17 protein-coding genes are annotated in these 24,986 nt (G+C 36.3%); 13 read left to right on the top strand and 4 right to left on the bottom strand.

Translation table 11 applies throughout. The features are described 5' to 3' along the window. The first annotated feature begins 162 nt into the window (after positions 1–162). The 6 genes from MKZ17_RS13480 (at position 163) to MKZ17_RS13455 (ending at position 8,946) form a co-directional block, all read left to right on the top strand. Complete coding sequence (locus tag MKZ17_RS13480) at positions 163–3,774, top strand: dynamin family protein (protein WP_340724248.1); 3,612 nt, start codon at positions 163–165, stop codon at positions 3,772–3,774. A gap of 13 nt (positions 3,775–3,787) precedes the next feature. Continuing rightward, complete coding sequence (locus MKZ17_RS13475) at positions 3,788–4,597, top strand: sulfurtransferase (protein ID WP_340724247.1); 810 nt, start codon at positions 3,788–3,790, stop codon at positions 4,595–4,597. 165 nt (positions 4,598–4,762) lie between these two features. Continuing rightward, positions 4,763–5,569 carry an MBL fold metallo-hydrolase gene (locus MKZ17_RS13470; RefSeq protein ID WP_340724246.1) on the top strand — a complete coding sequence of 269 codons (807 nt, stop codon included), beginning with the start codon at positions 4,763–4,765 and terminating at the stop codon, positions 5,567–5,569. A gap of 381 nt (positions 5,570–5,950) precedes the next feature. Further along, positions 5,951–6,571, top strand: coding sequence for a DUF47 domain-containing protein (locus tag MKZ17_RS13465; RefSeq protein ID WP_340724245.1), 621 nt, complete (start codon positions 5,951–5,953; stop codon positions 6,569–6,571). 17 nt (positions 6,572–6,588) lie between these two features. Then, the gene (locus tag MKZ17_RS13460) at positions 6,589–7,605 is read left to right on the top strand and encodes an inorganic phosphate transporter (RefSeq protein WP_340724244.1); all 1,017 of its coding nucleotides are present in this window, start codon (positions 6,589–6,591) and stop codon (positions 7,603–7,605) included. A 201-nt stretch (positions 7,606–7,806) separates the two neighbouring features. Beyond that, positions 7,807–8,946 (top strand): cation:proton antiporter, encoded by a 1,140-nt coding sequence (locus MKZ17_RS13455; protein ID WP_340724243.1) that lies wholly within the window; start codon positions 7,807–7,809, stop codon positions 8,944–8,946. 52 nt (positions 8,947–8,998) lie between these two features. Here the strand turns inward: MKZ17_RS13455 and MKZ17_RS13450 are convergent, their stop codons facing one another. Further along, positions 8,999–9,811 carry a S1C family serine protease gene (locus tag MKZ17_RS13450; RefSeq protein WP_340724242.1) on the bottom strand — a complete coding sequence of 271 codons (813 nt, stop codon included), beginning with the start codon at positions 9,809–9,811 and terminating at the stop codon, positions 8,999–9,001. A 402-nt stretch (positions 9,812–10,213) separates the two neighbouring features. Between MKZ17_RS13450 and MKZ17_RS13445 the strand changes: the two genes are divergently transcribed. Further along, positions 10,214–11,428 carry an NAD(P)-dependent malic enzyme gene (locus MKZ17_RS13445; protein WP_340724241.1) on the top strand — a complete coding sequence of 405 codons (1,215 nt, stop codon included), beginning with the start codon at positions 10,214–10,216 and terminating at the stop codon, positions 11,426–11,428. Between the two features lie 238 nt (positions 11,429–11,666). Here MKZ17_RS13445 and pepF read toward each other — a convergent pair whose 3' ends face one another. After that, positions 11,667–13,472: an oligoendopeptidase F gene (pepF, locus tag MKZ17_RS13440; protein ID WP_340724240.1), complete on the bottom strand. Its 1,806-nt coding sequence runs from the start codon at positions 13,470–13,472 to the stop codon at positions 11,667–11,669. A gap of 173 nt (positions 13,473–13,645) precedes the next feature. Here pepF and MKZ17_RS13435 point away from each other — a divergent pair, with 173 nt between their 5' ends. Next, complete coding sequence (locus MKZ17_RS13435; RefSeq protein WP_340724239.1) at positions 13,646–14,500, top strand: patatin-like phospholipase family protein; 855 nt, start codon at positions 13,646–13,648, stop codon at positions 14,498–14,500. A 43-nt stretch (positions 14,501–14,543) separates the two neighbouring features. Here MKZ17_RS13435 and nhaC read toward each other — a convergent pair whose 3' ends face one another. Both nhaC and MKZ17_RS13425 read right to left on the bottom strand, forming a co-directional pair. After that, positions 14,544–15,923 (bottom strand): Na+/H+ antiporter NhaC, encoded by a 1,380-nt coding sequence (gene nhaC / locus MKZ17_RS13430; RefSeq protein WP_340724238.1) that lies wholly within the window; start codon positions 15,921–15,923, stop codon positions 14,544–14,546. Positions 15,924–16,071: 148 nt separating this feature from the next. Next, a complete protein-coding gene (locus MKZ17_RS13425) occupies positions 16,072–16,758 on the bottom strand; it encodes a phosphoribosylaminoimidazolesuccinocarboxamide synthase (protein ID WP_340724237.1) in 687 nt (228 codons plus the stop codon). 178 nt (positions 16,759–16,936) lie between these two features. Here MKZ17_RS13425 and MKZ17_RS13420 point away from each other — a divergent pair, with 178 nt between their 5' ends. From MKZ17_RS13420 to MKZ17_RS13400, 5 genes are all read left to right on the top strand, one after another. Next, positions 16,937–17,359: a universal stress protein gene (locus MKZ17_RS13420; protein ID WP_340724236.1), complete on the top strand. Its 423-nt coding sequence runs from the start codon at positions 16,937–16,939 to the stop codon at positions 17,357–17,359. An 89-nt stretch (positions 17,360–17,448) separates the two neighbouring features. Next, entirely contained in the window at positions 17,449–17,580 is a 132-nt protein-coding gene (locus MKZ17_RS13415) for an RAxF-45 family protein (protein WP_340724235.1), read from the top strand. Positions 17,581–17,680: 100 nt separating this feature from the next. Further along, a complete protein-coding gene (gene abc-f / locus MKZ17_RS13410) occupies positions 17,681–19,288 on the top strand; it encodes a ribosomal protection-like ABC-F family protein (RefSeq protein WP_340724234.1) in 1,608 nt (535 codons plus the stop codon). A 2-nt stretch (positions 19,289–19,290) separates the two neighbouring features. Further along, complete coding sequence (locus MKZ17_RS13405; RefSeq protein WP_340724233.1) at positions 19,291–19,731, top strand: ASCH domain-containing protein; 441 nt, start codon at positions 19,291–19,293, stop codon at positions 19,729–19,731. 793 nt (positions 19,732–20,524) lie between these two features. Then, positions 20,525–24,964 (top strand): S8 family serine peptidase, encoded by a 4,440-nt coding sequence (locus MKZ17_RS13400; RefSeq protein ID WP_340724232.1) that lies wholly within the window; start codon positions 20,525–20,527, stop codon positions 24,962–24,964. Positions 24,965–24,986: the final 22 nt, after the last annotated feature.

Genomic DNA, 24,986 nt, shown 5'->3' with positions numbered 1-24,986 from the left:
TATTTAAATATAAAATTCATGAGAGTTTTTTAGTTGTTTATATTGAAATTTTGAGAAAATCTCGACTGGAACAATAATTTTTATGAAATATTAGCCGTTTTTCTGTTGCGTTCATGGTACTATAGATTTGTGAACATTTTAAGGCTAAGAGGGGTTATAATTATGAGTTCATTTGATGGAAAAATTCAACAGCTATTACAGCAATCAGCTTTACAATACATAATTTATAAAGAAAACGAAGATTCAGAACGTGTTGAAAAGCTAAATTTATTTGCAAGAAAATTATTACAAAAGGAATTTGTTATTGGCTTTGCAGGGCATTTCTCCGCTGGTAAATCGAGCATGATTAATGCACTCTCTGGTGAGAATATTTTAGCTGCAAGTCCAATTCCAACAAGTGCAAATATCGTAAAAGTGCATAAATCAGAAGAGGATTTTGCAATCGTTTACATGCACAATGAAAAACCAGTAAAATTCTCTGCGGGATTTGATATAAAACAAGTAAAAGAGTTAAGTAAGAATGGTGAGCTTGTATCTCAAATTGAGATTGGACATAGCAAATCAAGTCTTCCTCTTGGCGTTACGGTAATGGATACACCAGGTGTAGACTCGACGGATGATGCCCATGCAATGAGTACTGAGTCAGCACTTCATATTGCAGATATGGTGTTCTATACGATGGATTATAACCATGTCCAATCAGAACTGAATTTCCAATTTACAAAGCAATTAATGAAATACAATCCGAATGTTTATTTAATCGTCAATCAAATTGATAAGCACCGTGATGCGGAATTATCCTTTGATGAATTTAAGCAATCCGTGCATAACTCTTTTGCAGCATGGGGTGTGTATCCGAAAGATATTTTCTTTACTTCTTTACGCGACAAAGATTTACCGAACAATGACTTTGATAAAGTAAAAAAAATTGTAATGGATTCTATGAATGACTGGCAGGAACAATTGATTTTAACTGCGGAGAATACATTAACAAAACTTCAACATGAGCATGAAAACTATTTAGTAGAAGAAAAGCAAGATCGTTTTGAAACATATGCAGAGTTAGTAACAGAGGATGACTGGACAAATCGATTTGACATTATAGAGCAGTATGAAAAATTAACACGACAAACAGAGTTGTTCTCGTTCGAACAGTGGGATAAATTATTCGATGAAAATCGAAAAGAACTTCTTGCGAATGCTGCCATTATGCCATCTGATGTACGCGAAAAATTACGTGCCTATTTAGAAAGTCAGCAGGATGACTTTAAAGTAGGTGGTTTCTTTACTGCGAAAAAGAAAACGGTCGAAGAGCGTGAACGACGTACTGAAGAAGTATTTGAAGCGTTTAAGCATGTAGTGAACTCACAAATTGCTGGGCATATGAAAGCACTTATGAAGACGGCATTAAAGGATGTAGGTGCGCTTACAGATGAGCGTGCGGCAGCAATTGATGCGAAGCAGTTTGGCATGCCATTTAGTGTGATAGAGGGGCAATTGCAAAAAAGTACAGTCATTACAGGTGATGCGGTATTAAACTTTGCAAACCGTGTTTCTGAGGCGGCGAAGCGTTACTTTATCCAGGAAACAGATGCATGGAAACTAGAGCAAAAGAGCGTATTAGAGCAAGTTGCAACAGAAGTTTCAGCACCAGTGAAATTAAAAATCAATGCTATGTCTGACAAAGTACAAGCAATTCAGCATATTTTACAAATTGAAAAGTTTGAAGCATTTAGCCAAAAACTTATGACACAAGTATCCAATGAATTACGTGCAGAATCAAAAATTCATTTAGAAAAATGGACGCGAGATCATGAACAAGCATTAAAAGATATACGACCATTTGAAGAATCAATGTTACAGCCAAAAGAAGAAATAATTGTAGAGCAAACAGAACAAATCGTAGATAAGATTGGTTCTGGCTTAAGCGCGGAGAACGTTATTCAAAAGGCATTAAAAACAGCAGAAGTTGTCAGTGATGTCCATGGCTTTAAAGAGGTGGCAAGCTTCTTAACGAAAAAAGTGGAACGGCTAAAGAAACGTGATTTTACAATTGCATTATTCGGTGCGTTTAGTGCTGGAAAATCCAGCTTTTCGAATGCGCTAATGGGAGAGCGAGTATTACCCGTTTCACCAAACCCGACTACTGCAGCGATTAATAAAATCCGTCCCGTTACACCAGAGCATCCACATGAGACGGCTGATGTCCATTTAAAGAACGAAGCGCAATTATTAGAAGATATTCAAGGCTCTTATGCAGCAATTGGCTTACAAGTACAATCATTGCAAGAAGCATTTGATCGTGCAAAGGAAGGGCTAGCTGTTCAGTTAACAGATGAGCGATTGAATGTGCATAAATCTTTTATTCGAGCATATTCTGAAGGCTATGAAACCTTTATTACAAAATTAGGCACAACAATCCGTGTAGAACGCCATGATTTTGAAAAATTTGTTGCACAAGAAAATCGTTCTTGCTTCGTAGATAATATTGATTTCTACTTCGATTCTCCATTAACTCGAATGGGTGTAACTTTAGTAGATACACCAGGAGCAGATTCGATTAATGCACGCCATACAGGTGTTGCCTTTGATTATATTCGTAATGCGGATGCGATTCTTTTCATCACGTATTACAACCATGCATTTGCGAAGGCAGACCGTGAGTTCTTAATTCAATTAGGACGTGTGAAAGATGCGTTTGAATTGGATAAAATGTTCTTCGTTGTAAATGCAATTGACTTAGCATCGACAATGGAAGAAGAGGAAGAAGTTAAGGGCTATGTACGCTCGGAATTACAACGCTTTGGGATTCGCTTCCCGCGTTTATACGGTGTATCAAGTCTACTCGCATTAAAAGAAAAGCAAGAGCAAAAAGAGCATGACTCTGGTTTGGCGCCATTTGAAGATGCATTCCATCACTTCTTAAATGATGAGCTTATGGGGATTGCGGTACAGGCGTTACAAGAAGAAGTAGACAAAACAGAAGCTCGTTTGCATGATTTAATTGTCCAAACCGAAGAAAACTTAAAGCGTAAAGATGAGCGTTTAGACGAGTTGTCCCAATTAGAGAAGCATGTGCGAGGGAAATTCCAAGCAACACAAACAGCTATGACTGAAAGTGAAACAAAGCAAGAGTTAGAAGAATTACTCTATTACGTTTTACAACGTGTGTATTATCGTTATCCAGACTTCTTCCGTGAAAGCTATAACCCATCGACTTTTGCTCAAATGCCAGCACAAGCTGCTTTAGAAACGGCGTTGAAGGAAGTATTGCAAGCATTAAGCTTTGACTTTGCACAAGAATTACGTGTAACGAATTTCCGTTTAGCGCAGTTTATTGAAAAGAAAATGAAGGAGCGCTTTAAGGAAGAAGCTCGTGAATTAAAAGAACTAAACCCAAGCTTTGCATTTATTGCCTATGAGGGAACTGAGCCTAAGCTAATGGATTACACAGGTCCATTTAATGACGCTTCACCTTATACAGGCGTTAAATCACACTTCAAAAATGTTAAATCATTCTTTGAAAAAGATGATAAAATGCAGCTTCGTGATGCACTAGAACAATTAACAAAACCCGATGCCCAAAAGTATTTAAATAATGAAAAAACAAAATTAATTGAATGGGCAACAAGCTTTATCTCAATTGAAGCAGAAGGGTTGCGACAACATTTGCTTGAGCAAGCAATTGAGCAAATTGCAACAGAGCGTTTATTATTACAAGAAGAGAGTCGATTAGCAATTTGGAAAGAGATCTATGCGAAATTAAAAGCATAAGGAGGTTTTTTTGGTGGCACAAGTGTTTGTTACAGCCGATAAATTAGAACGTGATGGACGATTTATTGATACGCGATTTGATATGCAAAATCCTGAATTAGGACTGCAAACTTATGTACAATCACATATTGAAGGTGCAATTTATTGGGATTTAGATAAAAACCTTTCAGATATGACCAAAAAAGAAGGACGTCACCCATTGCCTGATAAATACCAATTACAGCAGTTGTTTGAGCAAGCTGGGTTACAAAACAATGATGCAATCTATATTTATGACCAGGGTGCATCTCCTTTTGCGACAAGAGCTTGGTGGATGTTAAAATACGCAGGTTTTGAACATGCGTATATCGTCAATGGCGGGTATGATGCGCTTGTGGCTGCAGGCTTTAATACGTCTACAGAAATCCCTCATTATATTCCAACAAAGCTAGATATAAAATGGAATGATTCAATTTTAGTGACGCGAAGTGAAGTGCTCGATATTGTCGAAGGTAATCATCAAGCGACATTATTGGATGCACGAGCTAATGGACGCTACAAGGGCGAATTTGAACCACTTGACCCAATTGCTGGCCATATTCCAACTGCGAAAAATTATGATTGGGAGCAGTTAAAAGATCAATCTGGGTTTGTAATTACCTCTTCATTGCTTGAAAAGGTGAGTAAGGAAGATGAGATTGTTGTTTACTGTGGTTCTGGTGTTACGGCGACACCTGTATATTCAGTCCTTGTCGAAGCAGGTTATAAAAATATTAAAATTTATATGGGTGGATACAGTGATTGGATCCAGCATCATACAATTGAAACTGGCGAAAATTTATAGTTAGTTTGAGGAGCTGCTTTGTAAGTGAAACTTACAAAGTGGCTCTTTTTCTATAATTTTGAAGAAGCATGTTTACATAATGTTTGTATGAAATTGGGCGCAAATTTACAAATGATATGCTAAAGTAAAAATATAGAAATTTATCGTTTGAAGGAGTGAAAATTGGTGATTTTCAAGAAAAAGTTCGAACAAAGTGAAGGATCCGGGGTGCGCATGGTAAATGGCTCGATTCAATTTCAAGCGATTCACTTAAATGTACATTGCTTTGAAGTGGATGGAGTACTAATTGATACGGGAGCGACTTCACTCCAGCAGCAATTTAAGCCATTTTTTCAACAAATGGATGTCGATCAAATTATGCTAACACATTACCATGAAGATCATTCGGGCTGTGCCTCGTATTTGCAAAAAGAATATAATTTACCTGTTTATATGAGTGAAAAAAGACTAGAAGAATGTACAAAAAAAGCGAAATATCCATTGTATCGAAAATTCTTTTGGGGAAGCCGACCTGCATTTTCGGCTCAACCAATTAATGCATACTTTACATCTCGAACTTCGAAATGGACTGTGATTGAAACACCTGGACATACAAATGATCATCTTGCATTTTATAATGAGACAACAGGTCAATTATTTTCTGGGGATTTATTTGTATCGCCAAAAACAAAAGTTGTTTTAAAAGAAGAGAGTATTCCACAAATTATATCCTCCATTGAAAAAGTCCTTACATACAATTTTGAAGAATTGTTTTGTAATCATGCTGGATATGTGAAAAATGGGAAACAAGCGCTAAAATTGAAGTTGGAGTACTTACTAGAAATTAGTGATCGCATACAAATGATGAGTGAGGAAGGGTTATCTATTAAAGAAATTAAGCAACAAATTTTTGCGAGAAACTACCCGATTACTAGATTTTCATTAGGTGAATGGGATTCACAACATATTATTTCATCTGTACTAAATAAATAATAAGAAAAAAATTAGAGATTTTCTTTTATTTGATTGAAAGAGAATCTCTTTTATTATTGTTAAAAAAATATACATTCACCTTTACAATTCCTTTACAATTGAAAGCTTTTGAATTGGGGTATACTAATAATGTCACATAGGTTTCTGTTGGATTTTGTCGAAAAAAGTAAGAAATTCGCAATAAATTATTGTTTTTTATTTAATTTCAGAATATTTCGTTTCGAATTCCGGTTGAAATTTGTATTTTAAAAAATACTACTTTTATTATCTTTGTAAAGGTTTTGTTAAGAAATTTATTAAATGTTGAAGATATTGAAAAGTCGGTGGTATGATAACCTAGGCTTAAATTTACAAACTTAATTTTTAGGGGGATTTACATCCATGTTCAACTCAAAAAAACCAGATCCATTTTTTGAAGGATTATTAAATATTGCAAAAAATGTACAACAAGGTGCAAATTATGCAAAAGAATCAACAATTACAAACGTAGCAGATTTAAAACAAATTCAAATTAAAATGAAATCTTATGAAACAGCAGGGGACAAGCTTATTCATGAATTAATCGTGAAGCTAAACGATTCATTCATGACACCAATTGAACGTGAAGATATTTTAGCTCTAGCAATTAAGTTGGATGATATTTTAGATGGAATTGAAAATACAATTGCCCATTTCGAAATGTATTCATTTACAGAAGTGAATCAATATATGCGTGACTTTGTAGATTATATTGCAAAATCTTCAGATGAAGCAGTAAAGGCAATGGAGTTATTAAATAAAAAAGACTTAATTGGTATGCGTCAACATGCAATTTTAATTAAAGATTATGAGCGTGAGTGCGATGAAATTTTCCGTAAGTCGATTACAGAATTATTCCAAACGGAAAAAGATCCTATCCGCTTAATCATGTTTAAAGATTTATATGAGCAGTTAGAAGAAATTGCGGATTTTTGCCAAAATGTGGCGAACACAATTGAATCAATCATTATGCGTAACGCATAATATCGAGGGAGTAAACTATGGATACGTTATTAATAATTACCGTACTCGTTGTCATCTTTGCGTTAGCATTCGACTTTATTAACGGCTTCCACGATACAGCAAATGCAATTGCAACTTCTGTATCAACACGTGCATTAAAGCCACGTGTAGCTGTATTGATGGCAGCGGTCATGAACTTTATCGGGGCTATGACATTCGTAGGTGTTGCGAAGGCTGTAGCATCAGGAATTGTTGACCCATTCTCATTAAACGCATTTGAAGGGGATGTTACGGGATCAGTTGTAATTTTAGCAGCATTAAGTTCTGCAATTACTTGGAATCTATTAACTTGGTATTTTGGAATTCCTTCAAGTTCATCCCATACATTAATTGGTTCGATTGCTGGTGCAGCTGTAGCGTCAGCAGGCTTTGATATTTTAAACTACACTGGATTCTTTAAAATTTTACAGGCGTTAATTATTTCACCAATTTTAGCATTAACTCTTGGTTTTATTGTTATGAAAATTTTTAAATTTATTTTCCAGCGTTCACCATTGTATACAACAACAAAAGCATTTCGTTTGACACAAATCGGTACAGCGGCATTACAGTCGTTCACACACGGTACAAATGATGCGCAAAAGGCGATGGGTATCATTACAATGGCTTTAATCGCTGCAAACTGGCAGTCAACAGATGAAGTACAAGACTGGGTACGTTTTGCCTGTGCATTAGCAATGGGTCTAGGTACCTCTGTTGGTGGTTATAAAATCATCAAAACTGTTGGTGGAAAAATTATGAAAATTCGCCCTGTTAACGGTGTAGCTGCAGACTTAACTTCAGCTTCTATTATCTTCGGTGCGACAGTTATTGCATTACCAGTTTCAACAACACATGTTATCTCATCTGCAATAATGGGTGTTGGTGCTGCTCAACGTGTTAAAGGCGTTAAATGGGGTATGGCACGAAAAATCGTAATTACATGGTTTATTACATTACCAATTTCCGCAGTAATGGCTGGACTATTCTATTTCTTATTCAGCTTAATCTTTTAATAATTAAACGGCTCTCGAATTTTTTCGAGAAGTCGTTTTTATGATTATAGTTAACTTTTTAGTGGGAAGAAAGATACATTTGTATTAAGAATAAAAATGTAGTATAATAATCTTACAAACATTAAATAACATGCAAGACCAGGTGGAGCCGTAGTCAACTACGGCACCTCCTGGTCTTTTTTATGTTGAAAGGGGAAATTTATGTTTATTTTACAAATAGTTCTAGTTTTATTTGCTACTAAATTAGCGGGACATATTTCTGCAAGATTGGGGCAACCTTCTGTTTTAGGTAAAATTATTGTTGGTATTATTTTAGGTCCAGCATTATTAGGTTGGATACACGATACCGAATTATTAGCCGTTTTTAGTCAAATTGGGGTTTTACTACTAATGTTTTTAGCAGGTCTTGAAACAGATCTACAAGAAATGAATAAAAATAAAAAGGCAGCAATTTATGTTGCATTAGGTGGAATCATTCTTCCAATTGTATTGGGATTTGCTGGTGCGCAATATTATGGTATGTCCACAGGTGAATCAATCTTTATTGGACTTTTATTATCAGCTACTTCTGTAAGTATTTCGGTCCAAGCTTTACGAGAATTAGGTTGGTTAAATAGTAAAGAGGGTTCTACATTATTAGGTGCTGCAGTAATTGATGATATTGTTGTAGTTATTTTAATCGCAATTGCCATGAGTTTCTTCGCAGGTTCTGATACGAATATTGGGCTGTTGATTGGTAAAAAAGTCTTATTCTTTGTTGTGTTAATTTTATTAGCAAAATGGTTTATTCCACACTTTATTCGCATATTTAAGAAATTTAAAGTTACTGAATCAATTTTAAGTGCAGGTTTGATAATATGTTTTGGTTTATCATACTTTGCAGAAGTTTTAGGAATTGCAGGAATTATCGGTGCGTTTTTTGCCGGAATTGCGATTGCACAAACTGATTATAAAAAAGAAATTGAACATAAGGTGGAGCCAATTGCATATGGTATTTTCGTTCCATTCTTCTTCGTCAGTATTGGATTAGCCGTTTCATTCGACGGGATTGGAAATCAAATTGGATTTATTCTGCTGTTTTCAGTAGTTGCGATTTTATCGAAATTCGTAGGATCGGGCATAGGGGCAAAGGTAGCTGGATTTAATACAAGATCCTCGATGGGCGTTGGTGCTGGAATGATTTCAAGAGGAGAAGTAGCGCTAATTTTAGCAGCGATGGGATTAGAAAGTGGATTACTCCCTTCTAATTACTATACATCAATGATTATTGTCATTATCGTAACGACAATCGTTACACCACCGCTATTAAAACTAATTTTTGGAAAGAGAGAAGCTGTATAATTTATATTTGTAAAAGGTCAAGAGGGAAGGCGTATTTTCGCCTTCCCTCTTCTTATAAAAATTCTTTGAAATTTTCATGTACCCGTTCGATTGGAATAAACAGTCCAACTTTGCCGTGAGGATCACGTTTCCCAGTGGCGAAAACAACGCCAATTACAGCTCCGGTATCATTAATAACAGGACTTCCACTATTTCCGCGATAGACAGGAGCATTCATCATTATAACCTCACCTGAAATTGAAGAGCCTTCTGTAGGTCCAATAACCTCTCCTTCATTGGCAATCCCGCTAAAATAAAGGGGATTTCCAATAAAGTAAACGTGCTCCTGCTCCGTGTAATTACTTGTAGATGCTAAGTTTAAAAAAGGCAAGTCGTCGCCTGCAATTTTTAGTAAAGCAAGATCATACTCTTCATATGCTTTAATTAGTTCAGCTTCATATAAGCTTTCATCGGGGAAGATAACTGTTATAGATAAAGCGTCATCAATGACATGCTCATTCGTTAAAATATAGCCATCTTCTGATACAGTAAAGCCAGTCCCTTTACTCGATTGTGTATCAATTGTAACTACAGCTTTTTTATATTGCTGGATATTATCTTGTTTAGAGAGTTGGGTAGATACCTTTAAAAATTCAATGGCAGGAATGGAGTACATATTCATAATTAATGCAAATGTATTAAAGATTAATGCGAATGCCATTGACCAGACAATAATTCGAATAATAGGCTTTGGCTTTTTTCTCTTATTACGTGTTGGATTTAAGCGTTCCTCACGAGCTTTTGCCAATGCTTTTTCTTGCTCATCTAATACTAACTGCAGAAATTCTTCTTCGGTTAATTCTTCATTATTCTGCTTCTCTGTCATATCGCTCCCTCCAGTATGTAATAGTTTAACAAATATAGGATGTACTTGTGGTAAAAAAAGTACTTTAAAATTTATTTTATTGTTAATATGAAAGTTTGTGAAATTTTTCATATTACAACTACAAAAATGTTTCGTGTAAAAAATCACATACTTTAGTCTGATAAAGCTAGCATTATAAAATAATCGCTCTCCTTTAGTGATATATTAAAATAATTTATTGTGTAAGTTTTCACATGTTGGATTTTTTGTTTTTATTGGTATAAAACGTTGGTATATAAGGGTTTGTTATCGTTATTATTGGTTTTTTCGTTTGCTTCAATGTTATCCTTGACAAACGAATTAGAAATGAATAACATACATAAATATAAAGAAAATTCTAAAAATTTTAAGGAGTGGGTTATTTTGGATTTAATGAAAAAATCATTGGAAATGCACGAGCACTTTGGTGGGAAAATGGAAATACGTGCTAAAGTACCTGTACAAGATAAGTACGATTTAAGCTTAGCTTATTCTCCAGGGGTAGCGGCACCTTGTTTAGAAATTGAAAAAAATCCATCAACGGTATATGACTATACAATGAAAGGGAATCTAGTTGCAATTGTAACAGATGGAACAGCTGTGCTTGGTTTAGGCGATATTGGCCCTGAAGCAGCCCTACCTGTAATGGAAGGGAAAGCATTATTACTAAAGCGCTTTGCAAATGTTGATGCAGTTCCGGTTTGTTTAGCGACGAAAGATGTGGACGAAATTGTACAAGTAGTAAAGGCGATTTCACCTACATACGGTGGTATTAACTTAGAAGATATTTCAGCGCCTCGATGCTTTGAAATAGAAGATCGATTACGTGCGGAATGTAATATTCCTGTTTTCCATGATGATCAGCATGGTACGGCAATCGTTGTAGGAGCAGGTTTAATTAACGCTAATAAACTAGTAAAAAAGGAAGTAGGGAAAATGAAAGTTGTCATTAATGGGGCGGGGGCTGCTGGAATTGCAATCTTACGTATATTAATTCAAATGGGTTATACGAATGTTATTATGTGTGATACAAAAGGAATTATTTATACAGGGCGAAAAGAAGGCATGAACCCAATAAAAGAGCAAGTAGCACATTTAACAAATCCGTATCAGCTACGTGGAAATTTAGACGAAGCATTAATAGGGGCAGATGTGTTTATTGGCGTTTCAGCAGCCAATATTTTAACGCAAACACATATTGAATCAATGGCTTCAGATTCCATTGTTTTCGCGTTAGCAAATCCTGACCCAGAAATTACTCCAGAAAATGCTAAAAAGTGGGGTGTACGCATTATTGGGACTGGTCGCTCGGATCATGCAAACCAAATCAATAATATGCTTGCATTTCCGGGGATTTTCCGTGGTGCACTAGACGTGCGTGCAACGGATATTAATGAAGCAATGAAATTGGCGGCGGTTGAAGCGATTGCTTCACTAGTTACTGATGAAGAATTAAACGAGGACTTTATTGTACCGAGTTCAATGGATGAGCGTGTAGCAGGTGTTGTAGCAAAAGCTGTTGGATCTGCTGCGATTGAAACAGGTGTATCAGAATTATTCCAACAAGTAGATGTCGTGCAACAAACGTTAGCCATTTAAAAAGGTAAGATAAAAGAAGAGACTGGGACAGAAGTGAAAATTTCTCTATTTACGATAAAATACAGTATTGAAAATTGGATACTTAATAAATTGGTTGTAGTGGAGGGGCTACTCCTGGGGAATGGCGTGACGCCTGCAGGCCACGCCCACGGAAAGCGTCCCCACAACAATTACAAAAAACATCATTTTTCTCACTCGAGAAAAATGATGTTTTGATTTTGTCCCAGCCTCAATTGTACTATACGTATGCGATTTCTTCTGTTAATTTTTCTAATTGCTCGATTAAGTCACCGATAAAGGCAATTGTATCGCGTAAAGGCTTTTCAGTTGTAATATCGACGCCAGCCATTTTTGCTAATTCAACTGGTGTTTTAGTACCTCCAGCCTTTAATACGTCAATCCATTCTGCGACAGCATTTTCGTCGCCATTAAGAATGCGCTGGGAAACTTGCGTTGAAATTGTTAAACCAGCTGAGTACGTATATGGATATAAGCCCATATAATAGTGTGGTTGGCGCATCCACGTTAATTCCGCACCGGCATTAATTTCAACTGTATCTCCCCAGAATTGCTCTAGTACCTCACGTTTTAATTCATTAAGCTTTGGTGCATTGACATTACCACCTGCATCAATAATGTCATATACTTTGCGCTGATAAGCAGCCTCTAATAAATGCGTTACAAAATTATGGTAGTATGTGCGGCTAATAATTGTCGAAATAACCCAACGTTTAAAGCGGGCATCCGTCGAATTTTTTAGTAAATGGTTTGCCATTAACATTTCATTCATTGTCGATGGTGCTTCTATAAAGTATAAAGAAGGGCGCGCGTTATAAACGTTTTGCGCTTCATTTGCTAAATAGAAGTGGCCTGCATGACCTAGCTCGTGGGCTAATACGAACACTTCATTCATACGGCTAGTCCAAGAAATTAAAACGTATGGGTGCACACCATATGGGCTCGAACAAAAAGCACCTGTAGATTTTCCGGCATTTTGTGCAAAGTCAATCCATCGCTCGTCAAAAGATCGGTCCAACATTTTACCGTAATCTTCGCCCATTACTGCTAAGCCATCCTTCATGTATGCGCGTGATTGTTCTACTGTTATTGTAGGTTCATATGATGGATCGAGTGAAATTTTTAAATCTGCAAATGTCATTTTATCTAATTCATGTGTCTTTTGTAAAAGCTTCGCATAGCGGCGCATATGTGGTGCAAGCTCTGACATAATTAAGTCAATCTGACGATCATAAAGAGAACGGTCAACTTGTTGAGGTTGTAATAATGCATCATAAATCGAGTTATATCCTCTTAAATCCGCATCTGTTTTTTCAATTTTTAAATGGGTGTTATACGCTTTTGCAGTCGTATGCTGGTATTCCTTTAATTTCGCTGAGAATGCATCAAATGCAGCGCGGCGTTTATCAGCATCACTTTCTAACTCCCAGTCCCCTTCAAATAAGTTATAGCTCATCGGGAAACTTTCGCCATTTACTTCAAAGTCAGGGAATTTCATATCCACAAGCTTAGTCGTATTATATAACTCATAAGGAGCGTTGAATGTTGCACCGAATGACGCTAAAGCTTTTTCAGCTTCTGGATGTAGCTGATATGGTTTTTGAATAAGTAATTTATCAATGTAATTTGCGTAGTCAGGATTTAATCGCTTTGCTTCTTCTAAAATGGCCTCGTCTAATGCAAGTAAGTCACTTTTTACAAAGGATAATTTTGTTGCAATCATTGCGGCAACGGAACCAAACTGCGCAGAACGCATTTGATTATCTGTATTTGTTTGTTCGACACTGTGTGAAAGGCTAGCATAAGTGCCGATAGGAACTAATTGCTCTTGAATTTTTTCAGTTGTAGCAATGGCTTCTACTACTTGTTGGGCATTTGTAATATTCCCAGTTAAAGCTGAAACAGCATCCTCAACAGCATGCTTTAAATTTCCTATAGCAGCTAAATAGGCTTCTTCTGTTAGAAATAGATCCTCTAAATTCCAAGTTTCTTGTACAGGTACTTCACTACGTTTTACAGATGACATGGCATAACCTCCTAATATTCCGATATTCGAAGTAAATGATAACATATTTCAGAATATTTAGGAAGTAATTCTGTTGAACAGAAAATATAAAAATAATTTATGAATATTACGTAATGAAATTGAAAGAGTTATAATATAATTTATATATTTTAAAACGAAAGAGTGTGATAAGCATGAAGGAAGTGAAGGATTGTAGTTTAATACTTGAAGGAGGTACATTCCGAACAGTATTTACTGCTGGTGTTTTAGATGCTTTCATGGAAGAACAAATTGTCATGCCATACATAGCGGCTATTTCTGCTGGTGCAATTAATGCCGTTTCCTATATGTCAAATCAGCCTGAGCGTACGATTCGTGTATTAACAACATATCGCAATGACCCTCGCTATATGGGAGCGCGAAATTTTTTAAGAGAAAAAAGTTTATTCGGATTAGATTTTGCGTACAATATTGTACCAAATGAATTAGATCTGTTTGATTGGGAACATTTTTATAAATATCCAGGTGAAGTGGAATTTGGATTAACAAATGCTTATACAGGAAAAGTCGAATATAAAAGTGCACATAACATGACAAAAACGTGTGATATTTTACAAGCGACATGTGCTATACCTATTTTGTTTCCTGAAATAAAGATTGGGAATGCCCCGTACTATGATGGTGGGTTATCTGATTCTATTCCGATTAATCGTGCTCTTGAAAAGGGGTTCGATAAGCATATTCTCGTGTTGACAAGAGAGCCAGGCTACTTAAAGCAAACATCTAAATCAAGTACATGGATGACAAAGCTATTTAAAAAACGCTATCCAAGACTTGCTGCAGCAATGAACAATCGCGCAGAGATGTACAACAAAACGCTTCATCAAATAGGGGAGCTTGAACAGCAGGAAAAGGCATTTATTTTAAAGCCTGACCATGCTCTAAAAAGTTTCGAAAGTAAAACAGACCAAATGCGAGCGAATTACGAAATGGGCTATGAACAAGCACAGCGCAAAATGTCTGAGCTAAAATCGTTTTTAGAAGTTTAAATGGTAATAAGGATGACTGAATAAAACGCACTAGCAATACAAGCTAGTGCGTTTCTTTTGTTATAGTAATATTTAACCATCCAAATAGAATCGTCATAATTGGGCTTAGTAAACAGAAAAAGGCAAAGGGTAAATAATCTATGACACTAACTTCAAGTGTAGAAGCAATAAATAACCCACAAACACTCCAAGGAACAAGTGGATTAATAACAGTACCTGCATCTTCAATTACCCGTGCCAAATTTTTAGGATGAAGCTTCATACTTTTGAATTTTTCTTTATAAGCCTCTCCTGTTAATAAAAGAGATAAATACTGTTCACCGATAACAATATTAATAAAAATGGCAGTTAAAGCTGAGCCAGTAATAACTTTACCAATTGATGTAAGCAACGTTTGTATGGATTGCAGTAATGTTTGTATAATCCCCAAAGCAAACAATAAGCCACCCATAGATAATGACAGCACAATTAAAATGATTGTAAACAGCATACTATTCATACCGCCGCGGGACAATAATGAATCGATTGCTTCGACCCCAGTATTTAATGTAAAGCCCTCATATAAAATCATAAATAATTGCTGTAAAGATATTGAACTATGGAAATATGAAAGGATAATTCCGCTCATTGCACTTATTGCTAATGTTGCCATACTCGGGACTTTCAATACAGTACAAAGGATTAATAGGAAGAGTGGGATGATTGCATACCATTGCACGAGATTAGTAGCTATTAGTGTTTCTTTGTACTGTGTAATTAATTGTCCGTCGATCGTTTCACTACTTGGAGAAAGAATTGCATAGCCAATCAATGATAAAATAAACACTGGCACAGTTGTAAACATCATATTTCTAATGTGGGTAAATAAATCAATCCCAACAATTGATGAGGCTAAATTCGTAGTATCGGAAAGTGGTGACATCTTATCGCCAAAAAATGCCCCGGAAACAATCGCCCCTGCAGTAATGAAAATGGATGCCTCAATAGAAGTTGCCACCCCAATCATTGCTACTCCAACCGTAGCTACTGTTGTCAAGGAGCTTCCAATTGCAGTTCCGATAATACTTGTAATAATAAAGACAATGGCATAAAAAAAGCTTGCGGAAACGATAGAAAATCCAATGTACAGTAAAGTAGGAATCGTTCCACTGATGAGCCAGCTACTAATTAAAATGCCGATTAATAAAAAGATATAAATGGCACTAATACTTGTTGAGACTGAGCTTACCATACTTTTTTCCAACGATTGGTATGGTACTTTTTTTATTACGCCATATAAAATGAGTAAACAAATCGAGATTAAAATAGGAATATGGGGCACACTTTCTAACTGAATGATTGAATAAGAAATAATAGAAATAATCAAAAGCATGATGAATAATGCTTCTAAAAGATGTGGTTTTAGCTGCTGTTTGATAATCACAAATCAAAACTCCTTTAATCAATTTCGCGCTTCAACGCGTCGAAGTACGAAAGTAAGTATAGCACGTTAAGTATCAAAAGGAAAGAGGTGGTATAAAAAAAGCATGGAAATAGAGTCCCATGCTTTAAGTTAAATATAATTTACTGCTTTATTCAGCTAACATAATTTTTTCTAATTCTAAAGGTTCGATGTATGTATTGCCTTTATAAGCACGCATATTGCCACCAGAAATCTCATCGATTAATAAAATTTCGCCTGTTTTTGCGTCGCGACCGAATTCTAATTTAATATCGTATAAAGTTAAGCCCTTCTTTGCTAACTCTTCACCTACGAATTTTGAAATTTCGATTGTACGCTCTTTTAAAATTGCATATTCTTCATGCGTTAAAATGTTTAACATAGCTAATGCATCCTCTGAAATTGGGGGATCTTGGCGTTCGTCATCCTTAATTGTCACTTCTACGAAGGCATTTAAATCTTGTCCTTCTGTAGCATAAGCTCCATATCTACGTAAAAATGAACCAACAGCTTTAAAGCGGCAAATTACTTCTAAACCTTTACCAAAAACAGTAGCAGGTTTTACAGTCATTGTTGCATCCTCAAAGTTTGCATCTACATAGTGTGTAGGAATGCCACGTTCATTTAGTTTTGAATAAAAGTAGGCTGTTAATTTAAGACCAGCTAACCCAGCGCCGTCAATTGTTAAACCAACTGTGTTAGCACCAGGGTCAAATACCCCGTTTTCACCTGTTACATCATCTTTAAATTTTAATAAAAACAGCTCATTTTCTAATTTAAAAACATTTTTCGTTTTACCAGTATAAATTAATTCCACAGAAAAACCCTCCAATTCAAATTCAGATAATATTATATCACGAATATTTTCGTGCTGAGTATAAAAAATAGTTCGTGTTTTAAAGAAGGACGTCTAACTTCCATCTATGTGGGAGAAATAGTTTTCAAAATATTATCTATTTTTGTTATACTAATACTAATGAGAAGGAGTGGTTGTTATGGTTGAAACTTACAAAAATATTGTGGTTGCAATTGATTTTTCTGAAAAGGCAAAAATTGCCTTTGAACGTGGTGTACGAATTGCCAAACTTACAGGGGCTACATTGCATTTAGTAAGCGTAATTGATACACATTCATTTGGCTCAGTAGAGGCATATGATTTGAAATATGCGAAACAATTAAAGGAAAAAGCTATCGCACATTTAGATCAATATAAGCAGGAAGCTGAACAAGCTGGTGTAACTAATATTAAAGTACTAGTGGAGGAAGGTTCGCCAAAAGTGATTTTAACAAGTTTATCTGAATCGGATCTTGTGATCGTTGGGGCAACGGGCTTAAACCGTGCGGAACGTTTCTTATTAGGTTCTGTTTCTGAAAATGTCGTACGTAACGCAAAATGTGATGTATTAGTTGTACGATAATTAAAACAATAAGTTCCTATTGGGAGTATTTTCTTTTTTATCAAATTATGATACTATTGAAATAATTTCAATGGACGGAGGTGAGAAGAATGAATAAATTAGCTATGGAGACAAGTGTAAATATCGATACAGCTACGTATATTGCACGTGTCATTACTTTTGATTTTGCGTCTAACGGGATAGGTATGCCCTTTTTTAGACATTTCAAAATTAATGCGTAGCTGATTAACTTCATTCTTTTCACATAATAGTGAAAGACTGCTCAGTTAATGGGTGGTCTTTTTTGTATGCATTTTCAGCGACGCACTGGAGGCGTAGAATATGCAATTAAAATTAGAAAATATATCAAAATCAATCGGTGGGAACGAAATATTCACCAATATCAATTTAGAAATTAAAGCAAATGATCGAATTGCCATTGTTGGACGAAATGGAAGTGGAAAAACAACTTTATTTAAGTTGCTTACAGGAGTTGAACTGCCTGATACAGGGAAAGTTGTGAAAGCAAAAGGGGTAAAGATTGGCTATTTACATCAAATACCTCATTATCCAGTTCAAACTGTTTATGAGGTCCTTAATGAAGCTTTTGGAAGCTTACATTTAATGCATAATCGGTTAAAAGAGTTTGAAGAGAAAATGACGGTAAGTGTATCTGACAAGCTTTTACAGCAATACGGGGAACTTCAGGAACAATTTATGGAACAAGGTGGCTATGAAATTGATCAGAAAATTGCTAGTGTTGCAATGGGCTTAGGTATTCATCCGCTTTTAGAAAAAACCTTCCATCAACTAAGTGGTGGTGAAAAAACGAAAGTCATGCTAGCACAAATCATTTTGAAGCAACCAACGATTTTATTATTAGATGAGCCAACGAATCATCTAGATTTAGCTGCAATTGAATGGTTAGAAAATTATATTAGCTATTATTCAGGCACGGTTGTTGTCATTTCCCATGATCGCCAATTTTTAAATCATATCGCTTTGAAAGTATACGAAATTGAGAATGAAGCCATTTGGGAAAGTATCGGAAATTACGATACGTATATCCACAATAAACAATTAAAAATTGAACAACAATTTGCGGCTTATAAAGAGCAACAAAAGAAAATCCAAAAAATTAAAGAGTCTATTAAAAGACTTCGTCAATGGGCAAATGAAGCTTCTCCACCGAATCCAGATTTGTATCGTAAAGCAAAAGTGATGGAAAAGATGTTAGAGCGCATGGAGCTTATAAAACGTCCAAAAAGTGAGAAAGCGATGAATTTAAAGCTTCAAGCTAATGAGCGAAGTGGGAAAGAAGTATTTGAATTATCTGAAGTGTATCATGGCTTTGGTAACGATATTTTGTTCATGGATGTGAACTTAACTGTTCATTGGAAAGATCGTCTAGCGATAGTAGGGAATAACGGAACAGGAAAGTCAACCTTACTAAAACTTATGTTGCACCAGCTTAAACCTACATCTGGAAAAGTGCGTATTGGAAGTAATGTGAAGGTTGGCTATTTATCACAGCAATTTGATACATTTAATAAAGAGATGCGTGTAATAGATGCTTTTCGTGAACACATATCCATTGTTGAAGCAGAAGCACGTCATGTACTCGCTCAATTTTTATTTTATGGTCATGATGTATATAAACGTATAAACGATTTAAGTGGTGGGGAAAAAATGCGTTTACGATTAGCGCAGCTCATGCATGAACAATGTAATGTACTTGTATTAGATGAGCCGACCAATCATTTAGATATTGAGTCAAGGGAAGTATTGGAAGATACATTAAAAGACTTTAATGGCACAATTGTAGCAATTAGTCACGATCGATACTTTTTACAAAAGATTTTCTCCAAAGTGGCTTGGATTGAAAATCAGTGTATTACTGTCCATAACGGTCCATATAACTGGGCATATGAAAAACAAAAGGAGTATTAAACATGAACAACATAGAGCTTTATTGGAAAAAATTTTGTAGTGAAACAAACTTAGAAAATACTCAGTATAAGGAGGCTTTTCAATTTGGTGAAAAAATAGATTGGTTAGCCCAATTAGTAGTAGAGGGAAAAAAGACGGCAACTTGTTCAAGTTTTGAACTATATAAAGTTGAAAACGAACCGCTACCAAATGCCGGAGAATATTCAATTATACTAGATAGTGATAATTTGCCAGTAGCGATCATTCAAGTGGAATCCGTTGAAATTTACCCATTAAATGAAGTACCTGAAAACTTTGCAATAGCAGAAGGAGAAGGGAACTATAAGGAATGGTGGGATGCCCATGTGAATTTCTTTACGGAGCTGTTTAAACAGTACGATTTAACATTTACACCACATATGAAGGCAGTATGTGAGCGATTTAAAAAAGTGTACCCAAAATAATGAATGGAAATGCAGAGATGTTGTTTTATCAACATTTCTGCATCTTTAATAAATAAGGTTCCGATTTCGTCAATATGAATGAGGTTAGGACATAACAAAAATATAACTTTTCTCTCCGAAGAAAAATTGTATTTTTTAATGCGCGTGAAATTGGTTTCCATTCAGGGTAAGCTTTCCGCGGGCACGGCTTGAGCCTGTAGTCTCAGGCATCGTGCTGTTCCGGCTGGAGTCTTATAGTTCTAACTATAAAATTGAAGTGAGTATTAACAGTAATAAAGTATTATCAATTGAAAAATTTGATCAAGTAATAAATACCTATAAAAAGGTCGCTAAAATTACTGACCTAAAGAATGTCTAATGATTATCAAGTAATTAATAATGCCTAATTTAGAATGTTGGGGACTTTTCTGTTTAATACATTTATTTATAAATAGGTAGAAGTGTTTGTTTATTTAAAAAATATAAAAATAATTATAATTTAGTAAAAAATGATTATACCTAAATTTTCCTGTATTACCAACACTTTTGCGTATTGTTTTTTTGTTTTATAAATTTATTAATATTACTATTAAACTATGTGAAAAATAGTTTATTTTTATTATTTTTGAAAATTCAAATAATTGTCGACGGAGTTCGACAGTATTTAAATATTAATGGCTTTAATGTGATAGTTACACCAAGAGACATTTAGATTGTCACCTTTGATTCTATTTACCAAATTTTATTTGGAAGGAGGAAAGGGTGTTTTTTTGAGGACTTTTTTAAGTGGAAATTTAAGGAAATATAAGGAGGAATGAAGTTGAGGAAGACAAAAAATCAAACTAAAGTTTTTAGTGTTGTTGCTAGTCTATTTATGACGTTTTCGCTCGTTGCACCAAACGTTGTTAGTGCAGAAACAACAAACAAAATTCACCAATCGTTAAGGGATTCAAGTTCTAATTCTATTTCAATTTCTGCTAAGGACAAGCTGAGCAGTCGTTTACTGCAAAGTTTTAAGGACGATGATAAAACTACATTTCTAATAAAATTTAAGGAGAAATCGGACTCCTTAGCAGTAGCTCAAGAAGCAAGGAAGAGTGCTGAAAAGGCTAATTTGTCTTCTCATAATACTAAGCTTATCCAGCGTTCTGCAGTTGTATCAGAACTGAAGTCCACTTCTTTAGAGTCTCAGCAAAACGTCACAGAATTTCTCGAGCAAGAAGTTGCAAAGGGTAATGCGAAGGATATTGAATCGTATTATATTGTAAACGGAATGTCCGTTACTGCAACTCAGGAAGTTGCTGAAAAATTGGCCACATTCCCAGAGGTAGAGAAAATATTACCAAATGAAACCCGCCAATTATTTACTACAAAAACAAAGAATGCAGTCACTCCAAAGGCAGAAACTTCAAATGTTGAATGGAATGTGGAGCGTGTAAAAGCTCCAGAAGTATGGGAGATGGGCATTGATGGAGCTGGAACAGTTGTAGCAAGTATTGATACAGGTGTGCAATGGGATCATCCAGCTTTAAAGGAGAAATACCGTGGTTACAATAAGGCCAGTGGAGCAGTTTCTCATGACTATAACTGGTTTGATGCAACAGCGGGACGGGCTACACCATATGATGACCAAGGGCATGGAACACATGTTACGGGAACAATGGTTGGTAGTGAACCTAATGGCGCGAACCAAGTAGGTGTAGCTCCTGGAGCAAAATATATTGCTGTTAAGGCATTTACAGCAAATGGGGGAACAGACGCGGACTTACTCGAAGCAGCACAATGGATTTTAGCTCCAACAGATGCAGCAGGTAATACGCGAGTGGATATGGCACCAGATGTAGTGAATAACTCATGGGGTGGTGGACCAGGACTTGATGAATGGTATCGTGATGTTGTCATTAATTGGCGTGCAGCAGAAATTTTCCCTGAATTTTCTGCGGGGAATACAACTTTTACAAATCCTGGTGGTCCGGGGTCTGTAGCATCACCTGCTAACTATCCAGAATCTTTTGCAACAGGCGCGACGGATATTAATAATGTCGTAGCGAATTTCTCGTTACGCGGACCTTCTCCTTATTCGGAAATTAAGCCGGATATCTCCGCTCCAGGTGTGAATATTCGTTCATCTGTACCTGGTGGAACTTATGAAGGTGGATGGAATGGTACATCGATGGCAGGTCCAGCAGTATCAGGTGTAGCAGCGTTGCTTAGACAAGTGAACGCTAACTTAACTGTGAATGAGATGGAAGAGATTTTGCTTAATACAGCGAACCCTTTAACAGATTCGGTGTATACAACGGTTCCGAATCATGGATATGGTTATGGATTAGTTGATGCATATGAGGCAGTAGGTTCCATTATTACAGGACTTGGAACATTGAAAGGACAGATTTCACAACAAGGTGACGATACAGAGGCTCCGGTATTTGAACATACTGCTCCACGTGAGACGTATGAAGGAATGGCTTTACCTCTAACAATCTCAGTTACAGATAATATCAGTGTTTCATCTGTTAACTTAAACTATAAAGATGCAGATGGTGTATGGCAATCAATTGAAGCTGGGCGTACATCTGGAGACTATACTGATGGAGAATATACTGTAGTAGTACCTGGAGAATTTATTTCAGGGGAAACATTTACGTATAAATGGACAATAAATGACTTTGGTAACAATGAAGTAGTTAGTGGAGAATATATGATTCAAGTAAATCCAGGGATAACAATCGGTTATTCAGAAGATTTTGAAGCTACACCTATTGGTTGGACTTCTTTTGGAGAGAAAAATAGCTGGGAATGGGGTATTCCAACAGTTGGTCCTGAAGGCGCAGCTTCTGGAGAAAAGGTATACGCTACTAATTTAGATGGAACATATGAGAATTCTATGAATGCTACACTCGTTATGCCTCCAGTAGATTTACCAGAAGGAAACTCTTTCTTGCAATTTAAACAATGGCATGAGTTCGAACAATCTTCATCTGGAAGAGCCTGGGATTATGGTCATGTATTTATTTCGACAGATCAAGTTGAGTGGACGCAACTTTTAATGATCCAAGGCACATCTGGCGGTTGGATAGACGCAGAGGTTGACTTGTCAGCATATGCAGGGCAACGTGTATACATTGGCTTTAATGCTTTTTCAGATAGTAGTGTTGTGAAAAATGGTTGGTATTTAGATGATGTTGTTTTAGCGGACACTTCTCAAACAGGAAAAGTATCAAAAGGAAATAATGGAAATAAAGCAGGTAATAGTGGAAACAAAGGAAACAATGGTAATAATAAAGAAACAGACAAAAAGTCTTTCAAAGAAGCAATTGACCCTAAAACGATTAGACCTGTCATGAATGCTAAAGAAGCACCTCCGGTAGTTGATACAATAGTTAATCCAACACTCCTACCATTAGGTGCTCAAGTAAGTGTCTTAGAATCTGGGCGTTCGGTTTATTCGAACCCGGCAGATGGGACGTATTCACTTATGCATAGCGCAGGTACATTTACAGCGAAAGCAGAATCTTATGGATTTGAGTCAGAAGTAAGATCTGTAACTATTGAAGCAGACGGTACTTCAACTGCTAACTTTACATTAATGGAATTGGCAGAAAATATGGTAAGTGGTGTAATTACTGATCAATCGACGGGAGAGGGAATTGAAGGAGCAACAATTATCCTTGTAGAAGATGCAAATGTGGCACCAGTTGTAACAGATGCTACTGGTAATTACTCTCTAACTGCTTACGAGGGAGACTACACATTAAAAATAATTGCTCGTGGCTACCATAGCCAAGAAATTTCAATCACAATCGGTTCGGATGCAACAACACAAAATATTGCCTTAGAACCTTTCTACACATATCCAGGTGGAGAAATCGGATATGATGATGGAACAGCAGAAAACGCACGCGCGTTTAATGCAGCAGGGAATGCTTGGGCTGTAAAAATGTCACTTCCAGAAGGCAAAGAGAATGGAATTGTTACAGATGGAGTTTTCCGTTTCTGGGATACAGAATGGCCAGTGCCAGGTGGTACGGCGTTTGCTGTAGAGGTATGGGATGCTAAAGGAGCAGATGGTGCACCTGGGAATAAACTAGCTGGTCCTATTGATGCAACAGCCCTTCGTAACGGTGACTGGACTGTAGTGGATCTTACAGAACACAATATTACAGTAAATGGCGACTTCTACATGGTTTATCGCCAAACTGTAGCAAATCCTAATTCACCTGGACTTGCAACAGACGAAAACGGAGTAAACGCAGGAAGAAGTTATCAAGGAGTGTCGGGAGCATGGTCACCTTCTCCAGCCGCAGAAGGAAATTATATGATTCGTGCTCGTGTTAGTTATGAAGTAGTTGGCCCAGTTATTACTTCGCCAGAGGTTGGGCTAGTAACAAATGCTCCACAGTTTACTGTTGAAGGAACTGCTTCACCTACAACTACAATTGAGTTAAAACAAAATGGAAAAGATGCTGGCTCAGGCGTGGTTGGCGAGGATGGCAAATTTTCTATACAAACTGAATTAACAGAAGGGGCAAATGAATTAGTAGCAGTTTCTGTACTGGATGGCCGAGTAACAGGGCAATCTGAGCCTGTCACAGTTATACTAGACACGGTTAAACCAGAACTAACAATTGATACGCCAGTTGACGGAGAAAAAACAAATCGTGAAACTGTAACGGTTCAAGGAACAATTACAGACGAAAATCTAGAGTTCGTTCGTGTTAATGGGCAAGATGCAACAGTTTCGAATGGTAAATACTCTAAACGGGTACTTCTAGATGAAGGGATAAACCAAATCGTAGTAGAGGCTAGTGATAAAGCAGGTAATAGTGAATCAAAAACAGTCACTGTTACAGCAGATTACACTGCTCCAGAAATTACGAATCTGAAACCAGAAAATGATCTTTATTTGGCAACAGGTAGAAGCGTTAAAATTGAATTTGATAGTAGCACAGGGTTAAAACCTTCATTTGTTATCCATATGCCATTAACGAATGTAGGACAAGTGAACAATGCAACAGAGCTGCCTATGATGGAACAGGGCAACGGACATTATGTTGGTTATTGGACAGTCCCTGCAGATACTATTGCGAATGGAGCAGTGATTGAAGTAAAAGTGGTCGATGAATTTGGTAATGAAACACGCCAAAAAGCTGCAGGTAAACTATTTATCAATCTTCCTGTACCGGCAGGACAGTCTGAAGAAGAAGTAAAAGAAGAAATAGAAGAAGCACCATTCAAAGATATAGTCGAATAAGATTAGAATCAAGATGTCGAAG

This window comes from Solibacillus sp. FSL R7-0682, from assembly GCF_038005985.1.
Lineage (GTDB): Bacteria > Bacillota > Bacilli > Bacillales_A > Planococcaceae > Solibacillus.
The sequence above is the reverse complement of the archived record's forward strand: the minus strand, read 5'-3'. Positions and strand labels throughout refer to the sequence as shown.

What these genes read in the sequence shown, in the direction of transcription:
- MKZ17_RS13480 (WP_340724248.1), top strand. Translation starts at nt 163, where the DNA reads ATGAGTTCATTTGATGGAAAAATTCAACAGCTATTACAGCAATCAGCT.
- MKZ17_RS13465 (WP_340724245.1), top strand. Translation starts at nt 5,951, where the DNA reads ATGTTCAACTCAAAAAAACCAGATCCATTTTTTGAAGGATTATTAAAT.
- MKZ17_RS13460 (WP_340724244.1), top strand. Translation starts at nt 6,589, where the DNA reads ATGGATACGTTATTAATAATTACCGTACTCGTTGTCATCTTTGCGTTA.
- MKZ17_RS13455 (WP_340724243.1), top strand. Translation starts at nt 7,807, where the DNA reads ATGTTTATTTTACAAATAGTTCTAGTTTTATTTGCTACTAAATTAGCG.
- MKZ17_RS13450 (WP_340724242.1), bottom strand. Translation starts at nt 9,811, where the DNA reads ATGACAGAGAAGCAGAATAATGAAGAATTAACCGAAGAAGAATTTCTG.
- pepF (WP_340724240.1), bottom strand. Translation starts at nt 13,472, where the DNA reads ATGTCATCTGTAAAACGTAGTGAAGTACCTGTACAAGAAACTTGGAAT.
- MKZ17_RS13435 (WP_340724239.1), top strand. Translation starts at nt 13,646, where the DNA reads ATGAAGGAAGTGAAGGATTGTAGTTTAATACTTGAAGGAGGTACATTC.
- MKZ17_RS13420 (WP_340724236.1), top strand. Translation starts at nt 16,937, where the DNA reads ATGGTTGAAACTTACAAAAATATTGTGGTTGCAATTGATTTTTCTGAA.
- MKZ17_RS13415 (WP_340724235.1), top strand. Translation starts at nt 17,449, where the DNA reads ATGAATAAATTAGCTATGGAGACAAGTGTAAATATCGATACAGCTACG.
- abc-f (WP_340724234.1), top strand. Translation starts at nt 17,681, where the DNA reads ATGCAATTAAAATTAGAAAATATATCAAAATCAATCGGTGGGAACGAA.
- MKZ17_RS13405 (WP_340724233.1), top strand. Translation starts at nt 19,291, where the DNA reads ATGAACAACATAGAGCTTTATTGGAAAAAATTTTGTAGTGAAACAAAC.
- MKZ17_RS13400 (WP_340724232.1), top strand. Translation starts at nt 20,525, where the DNA reads ATGAAGTTGAGGAAGACAAAAAATCAAACTAAAGTTTTTAGTGTTGTT.